Raw genomic sequence first — 20,044 nt, forward strand, 5'->3', positions numbered from 1 at the left:
AATTAACAGGGGGAAAAAATATGGAAGGATTATCGGTAGTCGTGGCACTGGTGGTGCTGGTCATCATCACCATTGGCATGGGCGTTCGTATTGTACCGCAGGGCTCAAAGCACATCGTTCAGCGCCTGGGTAAATACCACGGCACCCTGAACCCGGGCATGAACGTGATCATCCCTTACGTGGACCAGGTGCCCTACAAGGTCACCACCAAAGACATTGTGCTCGACATCCCCTCCCAGGAAGTCATCACCCAGGACAACGCCACCATCATTGCCAACGCCGTGGCTTACATCAATATCGTCTCGCCCGAAAAGGCGGTGTACGGGGTTGAGGACTATGAAGTGGCGATCCAGAATCTGGTGCAGACGGCGCTGCGCTCCATCGTCGGTGAAATGTCCCTGGACTCCGCACTGTCGTCCCGGGATTTGATCAAGGCAAAACTGAAAGAGGCGATTTCGGACGACATCGCGGACTGGGGCATCAACCTGAAAACCGTCGAGATCCAGGACATCAACCCCTCGGTGACCATGCAAAAGGCGATGGAAGAGCAGGCCGCCGCCGAGCGCCAGCGACGCGCCACGGTGACCCGCGCTGAAGGTGAAAAGCAGGCAGCCATTCTGGAGGCCGACGGACGCCTGGAAGCGTCCAAGCGGGACGCGAAAGCCCAGGTCGTGCTGGCGGATGCCAGCCGCGAGGCCATCGAGCGGGTCACCCAGGCCATCGGCGACAAGGAAATGCCGGTGATGTACCTGCTGGGTGAGCGCTACATCCATGCACTGGAGGAACTATCCACTTCCGACAACGCCAAGAACGTTATCTTCCCGGCGGACCTGCCCAACGCCGTCAAGGGCCTGCTGAGCCGCTAACCGCTCCACTGGCAGCGCCCGATTACAGGTAGCGCTGCCAGAACTCGGCCTTGCCGAACTCCTCATCCAGCGCATACGGCTTGAAGCCACACTTGAGATACGCTCCGCGCGCGGGATGGTTTTTCTCCAGCACCTCCAGGGTGATTTTGCAGCAGCCCCGCTCGCGGGCGACCTCCGCTACCTTTTCCATCATCAAGGTGCACACGCCCAATCCCCGCGCCTTCTCGTTCACCACCACATCGTGGATATTGACCAGCGGTTTGCACATAAACGTGGAGAACCCCATAAAGCAATTCACCAGGCCCAGGGCCTCGTCGCCGCGATACGCCAGCACAGAGAATGCACCGGGAAATTCTGCCAGGCGTCCGAGCAGTTCGCGATGACACAGCTCAGACAGGGGCTCGCCACCACCATAGGGATCGCGCGAGTAATGATCCATCAACGCCAGCAGGTCGGCACCGTGCTTGTCGTCGCGGTAGTCCGCAACGACCATTTCCAGTGCGCCCACTGGCGCAAGCGGGGAGTCTTCCATCCTGTTCACCTCTAAATACATTCGGCCGGTTCAGCGCACTGGCTGGTTATCCTTTCGCCTGGCTTCCGCCTTCGCGGTCAATTCACATTGCGCCTGAAAAAAGCGCCGGTAGTTTCGCACACGGGCGCGTTGCGCCAGCAGCCAGCGCACTTTTTTGCGCCGGCGCGCCACCGTCGCGTTGTGTTTGTTAAAACGGCGCGGGCGGCGGATTACTGTATTTCTGAGCCCCATACGGCCAGTCCCTGAGTAGTGAAATGACAAGCGGTGAATAACCTGCAAAAGCGCCGCCGCAGAGTAGCAGAACGCCAGACCAATTTCAGGGCCGCGCCGTTGCCACCTGATCAAATATCAGCCGCTGCCATTGGCATACATTGGCGCGCCCCGGCAAAAGCGCTATCCTGCTCGGTCACTGCAGACCGACGGAATAAATGTCTTGTCCAAGCTTAACGATCTGATCGAGAAAAACCGCGCCTGGTCCGAATCCACCCGCCGGGAAAAGCCCGACTTTTTCCTCAAACTCTCGGAACAACAGTCGCCGGAGTACCTGTGGATCGGTTGCGCGGATAGCCGTGTACCCGCCAACCAGATTGTGGACCTGCTGCCCGGTGAACTCTTTGTGCACCGCAATGTGGCCAACGTCGTGGTGCCCTCAGACCTGAACTGCCTGTCGGTGGTTCAATTTGCGGTGGAGGCGCTCAAGGTCAAACACATCATGGTGGTCGGCCATTATGGATGTGGCGGTGTGCAGGCCGCCCTGGAAGACCAGCGACTCGGACTGATCGAAAGCTGGCTGCGCCACATCAAGGACGTGCGCGACAAACACCACACCCTGATCGAACTGTTCCCGGAAGAGGAACGCGTGGACCTGCTGTGCGAGCTCAACGTGCTGGAGCAGGTCATTCACGTATGCCAGACCACCCCGGTGCGGGATGCCTGGGAAAACGGCCAGGAGCTGTCGGTGCACGGCTGGGTATACGGACTCTCCAATGGCCTGGTCAATGACCTGCAGATCACCGTGGACGATACCTCGCAGATCAACGAGACCTACCACCGCGCCCTAACCGCTATCGCGCAGCGCACCAAAGGCTAAACACACCTGTCCCTGACCAGCGCCACCGGCCAGCAGGTGGCGCTGCCGGTTGTGCCATCGGCATAACAGATGTCTCCTCTCGCCGTTAACTTTTCCCACGTTTTTCCCTACACTCCACAGCCTCAAATATAAACACCAGAAACTCGCAGTATTCAGGGGTCTTCATGTCCGATTTTCGCGTTTGGGAATGCCAGATTTGTGGCTGGATTTACGATGAAGCCCAGGGCTCGCCAGATGACGGTATTCCGCCCGGCACCCGCTGGGAAGACATCCCCGACGACTGGGCCTGCCCCGAGTGCGGCGCCACCAAGGACGAGTTTGTCATGCTCGCGGCAGTGGCTGACAAAGGATCGGACAACCCGGCGAGCGCCGAGCCCAAAGAGGCCGACGTCCCGGCCGTCACTGCTGCCACCAAGGGCGTATCGCAAACCGCCAGCAGCCGCATCTGGGAATGTATGGTATGCGGCTGGGTTTACGACGAGGCCAAGGGCGCGCCGGAGGAAGGCATCGCCCCCGGTACCCGCTGGGAGGATATTCCCGAGGACTGGACCTGCCCGGAATGTGGTGTGGGCAAAGAGGACTTCGACATGGTACTGGTCAGTGAACCAGTAGCAGCGGAGCCCCAGAGTGCACCACCAGCACCCCAGAGTAGTCCGCTCGACGATTCCGACCCGCTGGTAATCATTGGCACCGGCCTTGCCGGTTACCACCTGGCAAAGGAATTCCGCAAGCTGGATCAGCGCACTCCGCTGGTTCTGATTAGCGGTGACGACGGTACTTTCTACTCAAAGCCACTGCTGTCCGCCTCCCTCGCCCACGGCAAAACACCGCAACAGCTGGCCACCGCCACTGCGGAAGCCATGGCCACGGAGCTCAATGCCGAGATTCTGGTACACACCCATGTCACCGACGTGGACCGGCAAGCCCGGGTATTGACCCTGGTCTCCGACAGCGGCGGCATCCGCGCGGAGCTGCGCTATGCGCGCCTGGTTTTTGCCACCGGTGCGCACTGCGCGCCACTGCCTGCAATCGAAGGCGACGGCCTGTCGCGGCTATTCCGGGTAAACAGCCTCGGCGACTATCATCGCTTCCGCACCGCGCTCACCAATCGCAAGCGCGTGCTGTTGATCGGCGCCGGTCTGATCGGCTGTGAATTTGCCAACGACCTTGCCCAGGCGGGCTACCAGGTAGAGGTAGTGGATGTACAGCCCTGGCCGCTGGCCAACCTGCTGCCGGAGGCCGCCGGGCGCGACATTCAGCAGTCCCTCGAACAGGCCGGGGTACGCTTCCACCTCGGCACCGGCGTATCGCGTCTGGAGCGCATGTCCTCCGGCATCCGTGCGGTGCTCAGCAGCGGCGACACGATCGAAGCGGATATCGCCCTCGCCGCCCTCGGCCTGCGCCCCAACACCGGGCTCGCCGAGGCCGCCGGTATCGCGGTCAACCGCGGTATCGTCACGAACCGACAGCTGCAGACCAGCGATGCCAATGTCTTCGCACTGGGAGACTGTGCGGAGGTTGACGGCCACAGCCTCTACTACGTGGCACCGCTCACGCAGAGCGCCCGTGCCCTTGCCCAGTCCCTCACCGGCACCGCCAAACCGGTGCAATACGGCTGCCTGCCGGTCGCCGTCAAAACCACCCTGAGGCCCACCGTAGTCTGCCCGCCCCGCCACGGAAGCGAGGGGGAGTGGAACGTCACCGCCGACAAGGACGGTGTTAAGGCCGAGTACGTGGACACCAGTGGCAACCTCCTCGGTTTTGCCCTCACCGGCAGCGCCATTGCCGAACGGGATGCCCTGAGCCGCCGCTGCGCGCCGCTGATGGACTGACTCCCCGGTACTGAACCAGACGTCAATAACCCGCGACTATCGCCCCGATAGCCGCGGGCTTCCGCCACACGCCAAAGAAAACCACGCAGAGCGGCCATTTTTCCCGTAAAATGGCCGCCAGCACAAAAATTGAACAGATTTTGAACGAAGTATGACGGCATCCAGTAACTCAGCAGCTCCAGTTGAACCCGGCCAGTCTGCAGCAGAGCGCAGCCGCGCCCTGCGCGACACCCTGGGCCATTTCGCCACTGGCGTCACCGTGGTCACCACCCTCGACGCCAGCGGTGAGCCCGTGGGCATGACCGTCAACAGCTTCAATTCCGTGTCCCTCGACCCGGCGCTGATCCTCTGGAGCATCGACCGCAGCTCCCTCAGCTACGCGGCATTTACCCAGAGCGAGCGCTTTGTGGTGCATGTACTGAAAGGCGACCAGCAACACGTTTCCAACCTGTTTGCCGGCCGCGGCGCCGACAAATTCGGCCAGGTCAAATGGCACCGGGGCCCTGAGAATGTCCCCCAGCTGGATGACTGCGCAGCCCTTTTCCACTGCCGCCGCACACAGAATATCGAGGGTGGCGACCACACCATCATGCTCGGAGAAGTACTGGAGTTCAGCGCCAGTGGCGGCGAGCCCCTCGTCTTCCACTGCGGCGGTTACCGCGCTCTCGCTGGCGAGTAATCCCTCACAAATCCCGTAAATAGACAGGGCGTTTGCCGCAGCAATCGCCCTTCAAAACCTGTCGTTATATAAATCCCGGCCGACCGCCACAAACAATATAAAAATTTCGGCGGAATCCCCCCGCATTAATTGTGACGCCGTCACCTCCCGGTCATACTTTCAGGACATTATTGGGAGGCCTCCGCAATCGTGGACGTCGAGATGCATACTACCGACACCCTCTTCTGCTTTGCCCACCGTGGTTACCCCAAGCGCGCCACGGAAAACACCCTGCAGGCCATCACCCATGCCCTCGAATTTGATATCGACGGTGTAGAGATCGATGTGTGGAATGTGGGTGGCGAACTTATCGTCAAGCACGACCGCCGTCTGGGCCGGTTGCTCGCCGGGCAGGAACTTCTCACTGAGGTGACCCCGAGTGCCCTGCGCCAGATGCTACTCCCCGGTGGCGAGCAGGTACCCACCCTGCGGGAAGTACTGGAGCTGGTGGGCAACAACGTTCAGCTCAATATCGAACTGAAAGGATCCAACTGCGCCGCCCTCGCCGCCCGGGAGCTCGAATCCTACATCCGCGACAATGGCGCCACCTACGAGCAGTACCTGCTCTCCTCATTCGATCACCGCCAGGTATACGAATGCCTGAAGCTGATTCCCGAGGTGCGCCGCGGGGTCCTCATCGACGGTATTCCTCTGGATCTCGCCGCCTGCGGTGAACCGCTGGAGGCCTACTCCATGCATCACAGCCTGGACTTCGTTTGCCCCGAAATCATCGCCGATGCTCACAAGCGCGGCTTCAAAAACTTTGTCTTCACCGTCAACCACCCGCATGACCTGGCGCTGGTGGCCGCGATGAATGCCGACGGGGTATTCACCGACGAACCACAACTGATCATGGACTACAACACCGAAAAAGCCGGGGAAGCCATGGCCCGGCACATTGAGCCGGTGGAAAAGTTCAATCAGACGGGCTGAGCCCGCCTGTGGAACCTTGCGCATTGACCATTCGTTAATTGCGCGCATCCAGCATGCCGAACAACTGCTCTACACTCGGGCGCGTCTTGTAGTCCCTGGAAACGTGCGCCCACTCCACGCCGCCATCCGCCCCCACCAGGAAGATACCCGGTGCAGCGATCTTGTGGTGATCCTTGCCGGACCAGTCTTCCAATACGATGCCGTACGTCTTGTACTTCTCTGCAGTGGCGTCATCAATCTCCACTACCACATCGAATGCCTCATGGGCCTTCAACTCCGGATCCGACAGCACCGGGAAGGGAATTTCATAAGTGGCTTTGGCCATGGCACTGGCATCGGGCTTGTCCACACTGATCAGCACCGGCGTCACCCCGCGCTTCTCAAACTCCGGCCACGCCTCCGCCAGCTGACGGATCTGCACGTTGCAGTATGGGCACCAGCCGCCGCGGTAGAACACCACCAGAATGGGCGCGTTGGACTTCAGCAGGGCGGCAAGGGAGACGTCTTTGCCCTTGTGATTCATGACAGAAAAATCCGCCGGCGTGTCACCCGCCTGAAGGCCGACTTCGACCTTGCCCAGGTCGGTGTTTTTGGTCTCACCGAGTTGGGGGAGGTTTTCCGGGAGGGAGATATCCTGCGCTAGTGCACTAAGACTAAATATTGCGACTAACGCTGCAATTAGAGCAAACTTCATAAAGGTAGTTCCTGTCAACCTTCTGGATAACATTCTTTGCATGGGACATGCAGGGCATCGTCATCACTGTTTTCGATCGTAACAAGTGATTCAATCCAGCAGCGAACTGCCGACCATCAAGCTGTAGCTAGAGGACTGAAACCACGCGCTCTGCCCATCAATACTAAGCTTCGCCTCGAAACTCAAGCCACACCCAGGTGACCAGCATTAGCAGTCCAAGAAAAACAAATACAGACCAGTGAAATATTAACTGAGCACGCGCAACCCGAGGTAACTCAGCGAAATATGCATCAACCCCAAAACGTTTAGCGCGTTTCTCGCTCAAGCAAAAATGGCCCCAGTGCATAAATCTGCTGGCAGAGAGAATAAATCCAATATCGGCAACCTCACCATCTATCTTTCGGGAAAGCCTTTTATAGTAAGTACGGTAAAAAACTATCGCATTGACGATCGCTATGACGAAAAGGATTGCACCTAGCGTATACATGCCGAGCATTAAGTAGAAAAAAGTCAATTCACAGCCCTCTCAATACGCAAATTCGCCCAATACCTCACCACCCTTGCCAAGCGACTTCGACCCCACATAACTGCCTGCAGCGCCAACTACCAGACCACACCAAAGTAGACTTGTGCCAGCAGTTTCCAAGCCAAACAACAAGTTACATGTACCGTATGCTGCCAACCCGCCTCCAGCCACACCGCCAACCACGCTTCCCCCAGCCTTAAATGACTCGCTATACCTTGTTTTCACGCACCTCTCAGAATTCGAGCCTTGTGTACAAACCTTCTGGATATTGACGTATCCGCCCAACACCTCGAGACCAATCGCAACGTAACCCAAGCGAGCAAAGTTTTTTGCCGCATTTCTGAGCTGCGCGTAGCGTCCAGACAATTCGGGTATACCACTTGGTACAACTTGGTTTTTCCACTGGTGCAAAGTCGCCTTGCTACTAATGCCCAACTGCCTTTTAATTCCAAGGGCACTCGCCGAGCTGCCAAATAGCTCACGACGTACCATTCCATTGACAGCCTGATCCAGCTGAGCAAAAAGCGCGCGCCTCTGCGCAAAGAAGTGATGGGAGTTCAGGTGGCCATGGGTTTTATAACTGGACTGATATAGGCGATCCATCTGATCTAACAGCTTCTCGACCATCTTGGTTTTCTGGGAAAAGTAACCGTTCACCCACCCGTACATCGGTGACATATAGCTGGCAACATAACTCAGAAACGCATAGTTCCTCGCCAAAGCCCTCTTTTCTCGCTCATTCAGGGCCCGCAATTCAGCTTCGTGTATCCGAACTGCCTCCTGCATCAAAACTTCCCATTTCTCATAGGTAGCGCTGTCTGGCGGAGTAATGATTACAATTTGCCCGGGGCGTACAGCCCCTCCAACCAGATGAGCATTCACACTTAAGAAATGTCGCTTGGCAGAAGCCTCCGCATGACCATAAATCGCGGAGTACACTTGCTCGACACTGTAATGGCTATCGGCGACGAAGAAGAGCGCCTCGTCAGGGAAGAGTTCCTTTTCCATAAAAAGCTATCCGTAGTCAATTACGGACAGCAAAATACAGAAAAAGCAAGCACCTGAAAAATTGGTCCTGTTGTCGCAATCGCAAGCGCACCACCAGCCGCACTCAGTGCTGGTGATTCTTTGCCTGCGCATACAACTGATCTTTCAACCGCGCACGCTGGGTTTTCAGCTCTTTGAAGTGATGATCATCCGTAGCGACACCGCGCTCTTCAAGGCCGCGGATTTCCTTGTCCAACTTGTGGTAAACATCGCGATCGGTCTTGAATTGAATGCTGTCCTGAATCAGGTGACGGATGCTGTCTGCGAGGTCGGGAAACTCGGTTTCCAGGGTACGGGAGGGAATAGACATTGTCTGCGGCTCCTCGGAGTTGGCACTTCACTCAAGAATTGTAGTCTCCACAACAATAACAACCAAAAATTCAATGGATCGGCGGAACAACGCCTACCTATTCAGAAAATATATAACTCAGCTGCCAAATCGATCAAATTCTGAACCCACTGGGAGTGCTACAACGCTAAAGGTTGCCGTACTTAAACTCCGCATCAAATATAGTTGAAAAAACAAAGATCGAGCAAAGCAAAAAGCAAAACCAAATAGCAACAATTACTCCGGCCATCCAAGAAGGGAGGAACCTCAACAATAAGGCATACAAGTACATGTCATACTCCCCCGACAAAAAGCAACTGCACAACATTAACCATAGATGTGAAGGTTGTCTGCTTCACCAACAAGAAACCCAACCAAACAAAGTGCAAGGTCAGAGTCACACTGAGACTGTAGGATAACCAAGAAGGCATTAAGGAATACATATTCGGAGCATAAATACGCAGTCTTTTAAAATACTGCCATATAACAATACCCACCCAATGATAAAAGGCCCATGCTAGATAACGCAGCGATACTTCATGCCACATACCAATTGTCACCAGTGACGCTAGAACACCTATGCTAGGATTTCGAGAACGAGCCATTACATATTTGTATATGTAGTCACGACTCCAGCTAGTTAGTGATATATGCCACTTTCGCCAAAAATCCGAAATGTTTTTTGCCAAGTATGGAGCATCGAAGTTTTCTCCGACTCGATAGCCAAGCATAGCTGAAAAAGCAATGGCGATATCGGAAAACCCGGAAAAAAGCAAGTAAAGAGTCAACCCCTCCCGAACCAATTCCAGATATTGCCATAGCTGAGTGCCGGCACCGATATTTTCCGCTGCCCAATATGGCCAATATGACTGTAGAAAAAAACCACAAACAATAACTACTTTTACATAGCCATAAATTGCACGCTCAATACCTCTTGAAAATAATTCCGCATCCCATCGATGTCGTCGGTGTCCTTTTCCGAACTCATCAAATCGATTGATCGGCCCCACCCAAATAGTTGGCAGAAAGAACAAGTAAGAAACTAGTGTACGCGCATCGACTACCCCGATGTTTCCGCGCGAACGCTCCAAAATAAGATGGATACACCTTAATGAATAAAAAGATATACCCAAAGGAATCACACCATTTCCGACGAGCCCACCATCTGCACTACGCTCTATCGCCAAAAGTTTAAAGCCAACCAACACAATCAAGATCAGGCTAATTGCGAACTTACTCCTCGCCGGGCTGAGCTGCTCACGCGAGACGGTCAGGTAGCAAAGCAGAGAAAATACAACAAGAACACCACTGGAATACGGCGATAACGAATAAAGAAAAAGCAGCGAAACCGATGCAAGCAGCCAACCACGATGCGCAGCAGGAAGCACCCAGAAAGCGACAAGCGTCGGAATAATCCACTCGAGCCACTCGAGGGAAACAAAATTAAAGTCACCCATTACTAATTCTTTTTCTGCATCTGCACAGCCAGCCCACTCAGATAACGTCTGCGAAGGCGGTCCTGACTGATCGGTCTGTGCGATAACGCATCGTAACCACATACTTCCAGTAGCGGGTTAAGCATTGGCGCCAAGTCCGACACCAGCGGTGAGGGCAACGATTGCCAGCGCCCACTACTAGAGGAGTGAATAGAGCTTTCACCATAGGTTTTATGATCACTGAAGCCAAGTATCTCAGACCTCTCCAGTGCATCCTCAAGCATATCTGGAACGAAGCTTTCCCCCAATTTCGCGAACACCGCTTCAAGCGTATCCGCGGGGTCTTCAACCAAGTCCTCGTAGCGGATTATCAGGCTATTCTCTCCCTGTCTCTCCCCAAGCCCCATCAGTGTTTTGGTTGCATCCGCCCAAGAGTGTGCAAACGCCTCAACCGGGCGCGGGTGCCTCTTGATGTATGGATGCATGGAACTTGGATACACGCCAGCCGTCGCGCAAAACTCTACTGAGCTGACGGCAACATCGAGAGGATGCCGAATGATGCCTAGATAAAATACCGAGTCGCCAAAAATTCTCTCAATCGCATCAGCACAAAAAATATCAAATGCCGTCTTTTCCGCCCAACGCCGCTTTCCATGATTCTGAGCAAAGGTGTCCAAAAAGCCGAATGCAAGCTCCTTCAGCCTTGAAAGTACTTCTTCATCTTCGAAGCCAGCAAAGTTTAAGCCTGAAAGCACACCCATATCGACGCCATCTGCAGTGTAATCTGCGTCGATAAAGCGAGCACACGCTCCCAGTAAATGAGTTTCCGGTGGCGATGCAAATTCAGGATGAGCGTTGAAAATCCTGCGTAATAAGGTTGTCCCAGACCGCGGGTGACCAAGGATTACGACGCCTTTTTTAGTATTCATTTTAGTCCAGCCCCCCCTGCTCCAAACGTTGAGAAAGCAATGTCAGGAGATCTCGCAAAGAACTGATTCCGATCACTTCACGCGCTTCTATTTCCAGGTCGAACTCCTGCTCGACCTCCATGATCAATTCAAGAAACGCCAGAGAATCCCAAGCAGAAAGATTTTCCGGACTGCTATCCATCGTCAAAGCCGACACTGGAACATGAAACACAGATGCAGCAGCATTGAGAATACGCTCTGACAGATCACCATCCTCAACATTTTCACCACACCGAGATACCGAAACCTCCAACTTCACCTTCTTCTTGAGCGCAGGTAAATCGACCTTTCCGGAAGGGCCATAAGGCAGTTGATTTAACATCAGGATTTCATTGGGAACCTTTTCACGCGCGAGCTGGAGACGACAGTGTTCAAATAACGCATTCGTATCAAGTTCTCCCTCCTGAACGACAACGCATGTAATTACCCTCTCACCGAGTAATCGATCTGGCATCCCCACGGTCTCTGCAGCAGTGACCCCGGGGTACCCCCGCACTACTTCAGACACCTCCTCTGGAATTACATTTATACCGGCCCTGACGATAATATTTTTAAGACGCCCGACAATTGAAATAAACCCTTCAGTATCCTTAATCGCCAAATCCCCAGTTCGAAACCAATCTCCCCGAAAAACGGATTTTGTTGCATCGACGTCATTAAAATACCCCGACATGACAATATCACCGCGAATACATAGCTCTCCGGACACTCCCTCAAGCACTTCCTGACCAGATTCATCGACAACCTGAACTTCGCACCCAACGGCCTTTCCGACGGTCCCTATCTTTCTTGAGGCATCATCGGGCCCGCAATAGGTCGCCTCGCATACTGTCTCTGTCAAACCATAGCAATTGACAATTCTCGTACCGAAGCGAGCCTCAAACCGACGCCATAAATCTGCGTCAAGAGGACCTGCGGTCGACTCGATGAATAGAAATTCATCTGACGTAAAACTATCATCATACTCAGACGGCATCCGATCAATCATCGCCAGCACTGTCGGCACAGTAATAAGGTGTGAGATTTTTTCCCTATAGACCGTGTCCAGTAATTCCCCGAGAGCCTGCATATCGACGGAATCTGGAGTCAACCAGGTATAACCGATTGTGCAGGCCAGTAGCGGCCCCTGATTTAGACCATCAGTGTGGTGCAAAGGCAGGTGATTAAGCACCCTGGAATCACCCGACAACTTGAACTGGCCTCGCATTGCCTCGACCTGCGCATAGAGATTGGCGTGACTCAGCTGCACCCCTTTGGGCTTCGATGTCGTACCAGACGTAAACAGGATCAAGGCCGGAGTTTCATCCGGAAAGCTCGACACACCCGAAACAATGGCCTCCGAATCAAGACACGCAGGGAAAGTATTCCCATCGCTGGGCGTAGACTTATTTCCAATTCGGAGCCCGAAGAAACTTTTTTTCGAGGGTTGCGCTATAGGTATAATCACCGTATTCGATTCGGGACTCTGAATCTTTCCGGCAATATCAAGAATAGACTTGTCAATAAAGACCACACTACTCTGGCTTTTTTCCAACAAGTAGTTCAGCTCGGCAGCTGATGCTTCTGGATCAAGAACCACTGCGGTCACGCCGTCCATCAGACAGGCTATGTAAAGAGTGGCAACCGATTCACGATCAGAGCTGACTATCGCTACGTGGTCACCGATTGAGAGCCCTCGCCCCCTCAACAATGACCTGGTCTTACCAACTTGCTCAGCCAGCTTTCCATATGTAAGCTTCCGCCCAGCACAAACCAGAAATTCCTTTCTATCCGCAACCGCGCCAATCGACTGATTAATCAGACTTACCAGCCGGGTTCCCCTACTGCCTGACATCATTTACCTCACGACTTTCGAATCTGACTATTAATCTCACTGGCCAAGAAGGTCACAAGCCACTTACTATAGACTTCTCGACCGCTTTCATTCATATGCACAACATCACAGTACTCGTTATTCATAAACTCCTGCGATGTATTACCCACCTCTACCAGAGGCAACTCATTTGGAGGCGGCACACTTGCCATGCCACGAGGGGAGATAGGGATAGAAATTCCCCGAATTACTATCCCCTTAGCGGCAGCCTGTTTAAGGAACCCAGCCACACCAGGGGCGAACTGAGCTTCGTCGCCAAACCGTGCCCACTTGAGAAAATGCGCTCTACGCTGCTCCACCGTCTCGTTAATCGACAGCGCATCACAACTCATTTCAACCTGCTGCTTTTCCTGGTCCCGGCCCTTCTTGTCAGAAAAAGCTCCAAAAAAGAGTGACTCCAAATACTTGCGGGAAAAGAACCACTGACTGTAGGTCGATCGCTCCTTACTCAAGAGGTCTTCCTGAATCACAACCAAATCCGGTCTGAGCTCCAATACAGTCTCGGTCAACCCGGAAAAGTCCTCGAAAACTGCAATATCTTTGACAATACGGCGTACGGATACCGCTCGTCCGAGTTCATCACTCAGCTTGCTTCCCAGGTCTTCCTCCGCAAGCGTCGCGTAACGCAATCGGGAATCCCCGAACATAACCACCTGTAACTGCTCGCCAGAAGATTCGTCTGATACCAAGCGATTGAGGTTAAACTCGGTGAACTCTTTTGATGGTGGCGTAAAACCCATTACAAACAGGAAATAATACGCAGCCGGAATCATTAGCAAAAGGAAGCAGACACCCCATACCCAAAGCGGGAGGGGCCGAGCATCAATTGCCTTATACATACCAGATCTTATCATTTTGTTTTGGAATATAGACTCATAAAACTTCAAAGTCATTTAGCGCCAAGGGGGAGGGAGACGGCACCCGCAATACCGGCTTTGTAGTATTGCTCGATGGAATAGTACATTTTTTGATAAAGTTTCACCGTCTGCTCGAACCCTTCAAGAGGTTGCCCACTCCCCAGCAAGACCGTGACCCCCCCGTGCTCGTCAATCACTGCCACCGAACGGCTGCCGGGCAGAACCCCCCCCTGCATAGAAACGGAGAGCTGGCTATTAGACTGCTTGTGCACATAAACCCCATAACCATAACAATTCATATACTCACTCAGGTCACAACCTTCCCCGACCGTTGCGGAAAGTATATTCAGTGGCTGACGCCGAAGCATGCTATGAATTAACTGGGCCAAAGCGCTGGCATTACCGGAAAGCCCAGCAACCGCAGAGAGAGCATGGAAGTCAAATCGTTGATAATATCTTTCTGAAAAGAAATCCCCATTACGAAAATCATAACGCACTTCATCTTTCAAGTAGGGACCATCAATAAAGCGAACGCCTTGATCAGACAGCGAGTACATTTCCTCGATCAACTGCCTGAATGGCTTCCCCGTCACTTTCTCGAGTACCGCGCCAAGCAGACAGTAACCGCGATTCGAGTAGCTGTAACGCTCGCCAGGAGAAAAATCGAGCATTTGTGAAGACAATGCCTTGATATCGTAGGGGCACCAAGTATTTTTCCTGAGTGAGAACAGTGGGTCCTCACTCTTCATACGGTCAAAACCTGCTTGATGAGAAAGAAGGTGACCAATAGTAACTTCCCTTAACCGAGCATCCCTGGAGGGAACTAATTCTGGAAAAATTTCAACCAGAGCCGCATCCAACCGCAATCCACCAGAATTAATTATCGCCAAAGTGGCGTCAGCAGTTATCAGTTTAGACAGGCTCGCATAGCGAAAACGAGTAGTTTCGCTCAACCGCGGCGAGGCGATTAGCGTTCCCTCCCACCCATTCTCACAATGATGGCGCTTGCCATCCGGTTCTATGTAAGCTATCTGATTCGCCAGAGAGCCTTGACTTTCCGTGGCAAACAAAAGGGTTTCTCCCAGCCATACAGGAGCACCCGGGGAACAGGTCAACGTGGTGCGGGACACCATGGATTCAAGCGGGTACACGCTCCGCAACACCAACAATCGATCACTGATCCACAAATGGGCAGATATCACCAGAACCGAGATGCTGACAATCAATAGCGCAAGGTCGCGCAACCGCACAGTAGAAAATAATTTCTGTCTCGGCACAAAACCTCCAACCACCACAGCACAACTGTTCCACTCAAACCATGATTCAGAAACAAAAACGCCCCCAATAAGGGGGCGTTACCGGAAAACAAATTATTGAAAATCTGTTTATCAGGTACCTGAAGCCGTAGTAGTGGTGGACTCTTCAGCAATTTCATTCGCACAGCCGACCGGAACGTAAGCAGTTTCAGTAATGTCAGTGCCACAGCTCCAACTACCCGCCGCGGTGCGAGTCCACTGAAGGTTTTTACCGCTGAGCGCAGTGGATGCGTTCTGTCCAAATGCTGCTGCCAGACTCGCGGACCCATCGGTATTAAAGGTAGCTGTGAGACCACCACCAGTCTGCAGCGCCTTGCTATCACCCAGAAGCAGGTTGCTACCGCTCCAACCGAAATCACAGTCAGTTGCAGATAGACCATCCATCATGCAAGTCTCAACTACGGTACGCAGGGCACCAACCTCGCCCATGACCCGGCTTACCTGGGACTTGGTAACATAGTTTTGATACTGCGGAATAGCGACCGCAGCCAGAATACCAATGATCGCAACCACGATCATCAATTCAATAAGAGTAAAGCCCTGTTGCTTTTTCATTGTAACCGTCTCCATACAGACTGTTGTTTTAAGATGAAATCCCGTGAGGAAGTCGGCAGTTACAATAACGGCAATGTGGCAAAACGCGCAAGCGGGTAAATTGGCCTCACAATTCAGATTGAGAGGAAAGTCATGCTGGCTGCGATCAAAATTTAGACAAAACTTGTAAGTTTTGTGCAGAGCGGGGAATCTGGTGACGTAAATTGTCAGGCCTCAGGAGAACAATAGAGGGCGTCAGGCGTGACATCGTGATGCAAAGTTCCCGGCTACCGGAGATACTGAGCTGGGTACGGAATCGCCCCTCGCAAGACGGATAGCCAGGCGGTAGCCTTGTTAGGGGACATATCCAGTTCACAGCTTGCGGGAATGACTTGCCGGGATCATTGGCTGGCGGATGCTTATTCGCTATATTGGGCTAACCCCAATGGCAAATTCCCTTTGCTGGCCGGTACTTAAGAACAAAATTTAAACAAAGATAATACATTCAGTACTCACACTAACGGTCCCCCATGAGCAGCACCCCACTGAGCGGTCTAGCCAAACGGCTGGTATCTGACAACGCCATCGATGAGGCTACGGCCCAGTCGGCCATCAAGGCGGCCAGACGTGAAGGCCAGACCTTTGCCCAGCACGTAGTGGAGGCCAAGCTGATCAAAAGCAGAGAACTGGCCAATATTGCATCATCGGCATTTGGCAGTCCTGTGTTTGACCTTTCTTGTTATAACTTTGACCTGCTTCCCAAGGATGTTGTCGCTGAAAATTTGATCAGCAAACATTTTGCCCTCCCCCTTTATAAACGCGGTAACCGACTGTTTGTGGCCGTCGCAGACCCCACCAATCTGGCCGGGCTGGATGAGATCAATTTCAATACCGGTCTTAACACTGACGCCGTACTGGTGGAGGCGGATAAGCTCGGCAAGGCCATTGAAAGCTATCTTTCCAACAGCGGTGATATCAGTGGTGGCTTAGAAGGCTTAGATGACGACGATCTGGATGGCCTAGATATAGATAGCGCTGAGGCCAGTCGCGACGATGACAACGAACCCGGGGGTGACGAAGCGCCGGTTGTTCGCTTTGTGAACAAAGTGTTGCTGGATGCTATTCGTACAGGTGCATCCGATATTCACTTCGAACCCTATGAAAAGCTGTATAGAGTCCGCTTGCGTACCGACGGTGTGCTACATGAAGTGGCACGCCCCCCGATCCAGCTGGCTACCCGCATCTCTGCCCGACTGAAAGTAATGTCGAAGATGGATATTTCAGAGCGTCGGGTACCCCAGGACGGTCGTATCAAGATGAAGCTGTCTAAGACCAAGGCCATCGACTTCCGGGTAAATAGCCTGCCAACCCTGTGGGGCGAGAAAATCGTACTGCGGATACTAGACCCCTCCTCGGCCAAACTAGGCATTGATGCTCTGGGTTATGAAGAAAACCAGAAGAAAATCTATATGGATGCTCTGGCCCAGCCGCAGGGCATGATTCTGGTAACCGGTCCCACCGGCTCGGGTAAAACAGTATCTCTTTACACCGGCCTGAATATTCTCAATACCGCTGAGCGCAATATCTCTACAGCGGAAGACCCGGTAGAAATCAACCTGGAGGGGATCAATCAGGTAAACGTCTCCAATAAGGTGGGGCTCAACTTCGCAGAGGCGCTGCGCTCCTTTCTGCGCCAGGACCCCGACATCGTCATGGTTGGGGAGATCCGGGACCTGGAAACGGCAGAAATCGCCATCAAGGCGGCACAGACAGGCCACCTTGTGCTCTCTACCCTGCACACCAACTCCGCCCCGGAAACCCTGACCCGCCTGATGAATATGGGGGTACCCACGTTTAACATTGCCACTTCCGTGAGCGTGATTATTGCCCAGCGCCTTGCTCGCAGACTTTGTGGTGAATGTAAGAAGCCGGCCAAACTGCCGGATGAAGTACTTAAGGAAGAGGGTTTCGACACGGTCACTATTCCCAAAAGCGAATGGCAAATATTCCAGCCTGTTGGTTGCGAGCACTGCTCAAAGGGATACAAAGGGCGCGTGGGTGTGTATGAAGTGGTTCGCATCACTGATGGAATTTCACGCATTATAATGGAGGGTGGCAACTCTATTCAGATTGCCGATCAGGCCAGAAAGGAGGGTTTCGATAACCTGCGCACATCGGCTTTGCGCAAGGTGGTAATGGGGGTTACCAGCCTTGAAGAAGCCAATCGAGTGACGAAGGACTGATATTAGAACCGCCATCCAAAACTAGAGTAAAACAGCTGAACTCCCCAAAAAGTTCAGAATGATAAAATTAACGAAAATTTAAATTTTTGCGGAGCCTTCGAGGCTCCGATATCAAGACCAACGGGAATACCACCATGGCCAAAGCTGCCGCTGCTGTTGCTTATATTTATAAGGGTGTCGATGCCAAAGGCAACAAGGTTAACGGGGAAATCACCGGAACCAATCCGGCGCTGATCAAAGCTCAGTTGCGCCGTCAGGGGATCATTGCCAACCGCGTACAAAAAAAACCCAAGCCGCTTTTCGGTGGCGGTAAGAAAATCAAACCTGGTGATATAGCGTTATTTACCCGACAGCTGGCGACCATGATGAGAGCTGGCGTGCCATTAGTACAGAGCTTCGAGATCGTTGCGGATGGCTCTGATAATCAGAGCGTCAAAGAACTCATCCTTAAAATCAAAGAGGAAGTAGCATCTGGTACTGCATTTGCTGACGCACTACGCAAGCATCCATTGTACTTTGATGACCTATTCTGCAATCTTGTAGCATCAGGTGAGCAGTCCGGTGCTCTTGAAACCATGCTTGACCGAATTGCGACCTACAAAGAAAAAACCGAATCTCTGAAGAAAAAAATCAAGAAAGCCATGACATACCCGGTCATGGTGATTATCGTAGCGGTCATTGTTACAGCCATTCTTCTAATCAAAGTCGTCCCACAATTCGCGTCTACGTTTGCCGGCTTTGGCGCCGACCTCCCAGCATTTACTCTATTTGTACTTGGTATTTCCGAATGGATGCAAGAGTATTGGTTAATCGCTTTTGTATCACTGCTAGTTGGCGTAGGTGGAACTTTAGAGGTAAAAAAGCGTAACAAAGCTGTTTCGGAATTTTTTGACCGAATGATCCTGAAAATTCCTGTCCTCGGTCTTATTACCTATAACTCTATTGCAGCACGCTTCTCCCGGACACTTGCAACAACCTTCGCAGCCGGCGTCCCTCTCATTGATGCCCTGAAGTCGGTCGCCGGTGCAACCGGGAATGTAGTGTACGAACAAGCCACTTTGAAGATAAGAGACTCTGTGGCCACTGGCATTCCATTAAATGCAGCCATGAACCAATCTGGCTTGTACCCTAATATGTTGGTCCAGATGGCTGCCATCGGCGAAGAGTCAGGTGCACTGGATGAGATGTTAGGCAAAGCTGCAGATTTCTACGAAGAAGCCGTAGATAACCTGGTCGACAATTTAACCACCATGCTTGAACCGATGATTATGGCCATTCTAGGTGTTTTAGTTGGTGGCTTACTGGTTGCAATGTACTTACCGATCTTTAACCTTGGCAATGTAATCACTTAAGTCACTGAAAAATGACCGATCTTCTTCATACCCACCCAGCGCTGCTAATAAGCAGCGCTTTTATTTTAGGCCTGCTCATCGGCAGCTTCCTAAATGTCGTCATCCACCGCCTGCCCATCATGATGGAGCGCGAATACCAGCGGGACTTTTACAGCTATTTCGAGAAAACTCCCTCCGCCGAAGACCAGAAAGAACTGGCGCAGACCTACAACCTGGTACTGCCCCACTCCCACTGTCCCAAGTGCGAGACGGTCATCAAGCCCTGGCAGAATATCCCGGTCATCAGCTACCTGCTGCTGCGGGGTAAATGCGGCCACTGCGACGCGCCCATCTCCAAACGCTATCCGCTGGTGGAGCTGGCTACCGGTATTCTTACCGCCATTGTGGTCTGGCAGCTGGGCTTTACCTGGCAGGCACTGGCCGGGGTATTTTTTACCTGGGCATTGATCGCGCTGACCGGGATCGATTTCGACAAGCAGCTGCTGCCAGACAATATCACCCTGCCCCTGCTGTGGGCGGGTCTGTTGATCAATATCTGGGGTGTGTTTGCACCTCTGCAGGACGCGGTGATCGGGGCCATCGCCGGGTACCTGGCGCTGTGGAGTGTTTTTCATATCTTCAAGCTGGTTACCGGTAAGGAAGGTATGGGCGCGGGGGATTTCAAGATACTTGCGGCTATTGGTGCCTGGTTTGGCTGGCAGGTGTTGCCGATGGTGATCCTGCTCTCCGCCGCCGTGGGCGCACTGGTGGGTATCCTTTGGACACTGGTTTCCGGGCGGGACAAGAACCTGCCCATCGCCTTCGGCCCCTACCTCGCCGGTGCGGCCTGGATTGCCATGCTGTGGGGTGAGCAGATTATGGGGTGGTACTTCCGTATTTCCGGGCTGAGTAGCTGACGC

The 20,044-nt window shown here is 53.2% G+C and carries 20 protein-coding genes and 1 pseudogene; 8 read left to right on the plus strand and 13 right to left on the minus strand.

All coding sequences use genetic code 11. The annotated features are described in order from the left end of the window. The first annotated feature begins 20 nt into the window (after positions 1-20). Positions 21-866, plus strand: a complete 846-nt coding sequence (locus GTQ55_RS12790) for an SPFH domain-containing protein (RefSeq protein ID WP_161859087.1) — start codon at positions 21-23, stop codon at positions 864-866. Between the two features lie 22 nt (positions 867-888). Here the strand turns inward: GTQ55_RS12790 and GTQ55_RS12795 are convergent, their stop codons facing one another. Together GTQ55_RS12795 and GTQ55_RS12800 are read right to left on the minus strand one after the other, a co-directional pair. Further along, positions 889-1,398, minus strand: coding sequence for a GNAT family N-acetyltransferase (locus tag GTQ55_RS12795; protein WP_161859088.1), 510 nt, complete (start codon positions 1,396-1,398; stop codon positions 889-891). 30 nt (positions 1,399-1,428) lie between these two features. Further along, a complete protein-coding gene (locus GTQ55_RS12800) occupies positions 1,429-1,629 on the minus strand; it encodes a hypothetical protein (RefSeq protein ID WP_161859089.1) in 201 nt (66 codons plus the stop codon). Between the two features lie 202 nt (positions 1,630-1,831). Between GTQ55_RS12800 and can the strand changes: the two genes are divergently transcribed. The 4 genes from can (at position 1,832) to GTQ55_RS12820 (ending at position 5,971) form a co-directional block, all read left to right on the plus strand. After that, entirely contained in the window at positions 1,832-2,488 is a 657-nt protein-coding gene (gene can / locus GTQ55_RS12805; RefSeq protein WP_161859090.1) for a carbonate dehydratase, read from the plus strand. Positions 2,489-2,652: 164 nt separating this feature from the next. Next, the gene (locus GTQ55_RS12810) at positions 2,653-4,320 is read left to right on the plus strand and encodes an FAD-dependent oxidoreductase (RefSeq protein WP_161859091.1); all 1,668 of its coding nucleotides are present in this window, start codon (positions 2,653-2,655) and stop codon (positions 4,318-4,320) included. Positions 4,321-4,471: 151 nt separating this feature from the next. After that, on the plus strand, positions 4,472-4,999 hold the full coding sequence (locus GTQ55_RS12815) for a flavin reductase family protein (RefSeq protein ID WP_161859092.1): 528 nt from the start codon (positions 4,472-4,474) through the stop codon (positions 4,997-4,999). A 201-nt stretch (positions 5,000-5,200) separates the two neighbouring features. Further along, the gene (locus tag GTQ55_RS12820; RefSeq protein WP_221296302.1) at positions 5,201-5,971 is read left to right on the plus strand and encodes a glycerophosphodiester phosphodiesterase; all 771 of its coding nucleotides are present in this window, start codon (positions 5,201-5,203) and stop codon (positions 5,969-5,971) included. A 34-nt stretch (positions 5,972-6,005) separates the two neighbouring features. On the opposite strand, the gene GTQ55_RS12825 is transcribed toward GTQ55_RS12820, so the two are convergent. The 11 genes and pseudogenes from GTQ55_RS12825 to GTQ55_RS18140 all read right to left on the minus strand — a co-directional run. Next, complete coding sequence (locus tag GTQ55_RS12825) at positions 6,006-6,665, minus strand: peroxiredoxin-like family protein (protein WP_161859094.1); 660 nt, start codon at positions 6,663-6,665, stop codon at positions 6,006-6,008. A gap of 163 nt (positions 6,666-6,828) precedes the next feature. Beyond that, a complete protein-coding gene (locus tag GTQ55_RS12830) occupies positions 6,829-7,179 on the minus strand; it encodes a hypothetical protein (protein ID WP_161859095.1) in 351 nt (116 codons plus the stop codon). 12 nt (positions 7,180-7,191) lie between these two features. Beyond that, entirely contained in the window at positions 7,192-8,199 is a 1,008-nt protein-coding gene (locus GTQ55_RS12835) for a hypothetical protein (protein WP_161859096.1), read from the minus strand. Between the two features lie 103 nt (positions 8,200-8,302). Beyond that, the gene (locus GTQ55_RS12840; RefSeq protein ID WP_161859097.1) at positions 8,303-8,548 is read right to left on the minus strand and encodes an HP1242/YdcH family protein; all 246 of its coding nucleotides are present in this window, start codon (positions 8,546-8,548) and stop codon (positions 8,303-8,305) included. Between the two features lie 311 nt (positions 8,549-8,859). Beyond that, positions 8,860-10,023, minus strand: coding sequence for an MBOAT family protein (locus GTQ55_RS12845; RefSeq protein ID WP_161859098.1), 1,164 nt, complete (start codon positions 10,021-10,023; stop codon positions 8,860-8,862). A 2-nt stretch (positions 10,024-10,025) separates the two neighbouring features. Then, positions 10,026-10,931: a sulfotransferase family protein gene (locus tag GTQ55_RS12850; protein WP_161859099.1), complete on the minus strand. Its 906-nt coding sequence runs from the start codon at positions 10,929-10,931 to the stop codon at positions 10,026-10,028. 1 nt (position 10,932) lies between these two features. Beyond that, entirely contained in the window at positions 10,933-12,807 is a 1,875-nt protein-coding gene (locus tag GTQ55_RS12855; RefSeq protein WP_161859100.1) for an AMP-binding protein, read from the minus strand. Positions 12,808-12,812: 5 nt separating this feature from the next. Next, a complete protein-coding gene (locus GTQ55_RS12860) occupies positions 12,813-13,682 on the minus strand; it encodes a hypothetical protein (RefSeq protein WP_161859101.1) in 870 nt (289 codons plus the stop codon). 50 nt (positions 13,683-13,732) lie between these two features. After that, complete coding sequence (locus GTQ55_RS12865) at positions 13,733-14,977, minus strand: serine hydrolase domain-containing protein (protein WP_161859102.1); 1,245 nt, start codon at positions 14,975-14,977, stop codon at positions 13,733-13,735. Positions 14,978-15,088: 111 nt separating this feature from the next. Further along, on the minus strand, positions 15,089-15,445 hold the full coding sequence (locus GTQ55_RS12870; RefSeq protein WP_420028978.1) for a pilin: 357 nt from the start codon (positions 15,443-15,445) through the stop codon (positions 15,089-15,091). 14 nt (positions 15,446-15,459) lie between these two features. Further along, positions 15,460-15,571: pseudogene (locus GTQ55_RS18140) on the minus strand (pilin); the annotation flags it as partial. Between the two features lie 509 nt (positions 15,572-16,080). On the opposite strand from GTQ55_RS18140, the gene pilB reads away from it, so the two are divergent. The 3 genes from pilB to GTQ55_RS12885 all read left to right on the plus strand — a co-directional run bounded on the left by pilB (position 16,081) and on the right by GTQ55_RS12885 (position 20,041). Next, positions 16,081-17,793, plus strand: coding sequence for a type IV-A pilus assembly ATPase PilB (pilB, locus tag GTQ55_RS12875; RefSeq protein WP_161859104.1), 1,713 nt, complete (start codon positions 16,081-16,083; stop codon positions 17,791-17,793). A 134-nt stretch (positions 17,794-17,927) separates the two neighbouring features. Continuing rightward, complete coding sequence (locus GTQ55_RS12880) at positions 17,928-19,145, plus strand: type II secretion system F family protein (protein WP_161859105.1); 1,218 nt, start codon at positions 17,928-17,930, stop codon at positions 19,143-19,145. 11 nt (positions 19,146-19,156) lie between these two features. Beyond that, positions 19,157-20,041, plus strand: coding sequence for a prepilin peptidase (locus GTQ55_RS12885; protein WP_161859106.1), 885 nt, complete (start codon positions 19,157-19,159; stop codon positions 20,039-20,041). Positions 20,042-20,044: the final 3 nt, after the last annotated feature.

The sequence above is a fragment of the Microbulbifer hydrolyticus genome, assembly GCF_009931115.1.
GTDB classification, from domain to species: domain Bacteria; phylum Pseudomonadota; class Gammaproteobacteria; order Pseudomonadales; family Cellvibrionaceae; genus Microbulbifer; species Microbulbifer hydrolyticus.

Coding starts and splice junctions, on each gene's coding strand:
- GTQ55_RS12840 (WP_161859097.1), bottom strand. CDS start 8,548: ATGTCTATTCCCTCCCGTACCCTGGAAACCGAGTTTCCCGACCTCGCA.
- GTQ55_RS12790 (WP_161859087.1), top strand. CDS start 21: ATGGAAGGATTATCGGTAGTCGTGGCACTGGTGGTGCTGGTCATCATC.
- GTQ55_RS12885 (WP_161859106.1), top strand. CDS start 19,157: ATGACCGATCTTCTTCATACCCACCCAGCGCTGCTAATAAGCAGCGCT.
- GTQ55_RS12800 (WP_161859089.1), bottom strand. CDS start 1,629: ATGGGGCTCAGAAATACAGTAATCCGCCGCCCGCGCCGTTTTAACAAA.
- GTQ55_RS12870 (WP_420028978.1), bottom strand. CDS start 15,445: ATGGGCGAGGTTGGTGCCCTGCGTACCGTAGTTGAGACTTGCATGATG.
- GTQ55_RS12880 (WP_161859105.1), top strand. CDS start 17,928: ATGGCCAAAGCTGCCGCTGCTGTTGCTTATATTTATAAGGGTGTCGAT.
- GTQ55_RS12850 (WP_161859099.1), bottom strand. CDS start 10,931: ATGAATACTAAAAAAGGCGTCGTAATCCTTGGTCACCCGCGGTCTGGG.
- GTQ55_RS12810 (WP_161859091.1), top strand. CDS start 2,653: ATGTCCGATTTTCGCGTTTGGGAATGCCAGATTTGTGGCTGGATTTAC.
- GTQ55_RS12795 (WP_161859088.1), bottom strand. CDS start 1,398: ATGGAAGACTCCCCGCTTGCGCCAGTGGGCGCACTGGAAATGGTCGTT.
- GTQ55_RS12845 (WP_161859098.1), bottom strand. CDS start 10,023: ATGGGTGACTTTAATTTTGTTTCCCTCGAGTGGCTCGAGTGGATTATT.
- GTQ55_RS12820 (WP_221296302.1), top strand. CDS start 5,201: ATGCATACTACCGACACCCTCTTCTGCTTTGCCCACCGTGGTTACCCC.
- GTQ55_RS12815 (WP_161859092.1), top strand. CDS start 4,472: ATGACGGCATCCAGTAACTCAGCAGCTCCAGTTGAACCCGGCCAGTCT.
- GTQ55_RS12835 (WP_161859096.1), bottom strand. CDS start 8,199: ATGGAAAAGGAACTCTTCCCTGACGAGGCGCTCTTCTTCGTCGCCGAT.
- GTQ55_RS12825 (WP_161859094.1), bottom strand. CDS start 6,665: ATGAAGTTTGCTCTAATTGCAGCGTTAGTCGCAATATTTAGTCTTAGT.
- GTQ55_RS12860 (WP_161859101.1), bottom strand. CDS start 13,682: ATGTATAAGGCAATTGATGCTCGGCCCCTCCCGCTTTGGGTATGGGGT.
- pilB (WP_161859104.1), top strand. CDS start 16,081: ATGAGCAGCACCCCACTGAGCGGTCTAGCCAAACGGCTGGTATCTGAC.
- GTQ55_RS12855 (WP_161859100.1), bottom strand. CDS start 12,807: ATGATGTCAGGCAGTAGGGGAACCCGGCTGGTAAGTCTGATTAATCAG.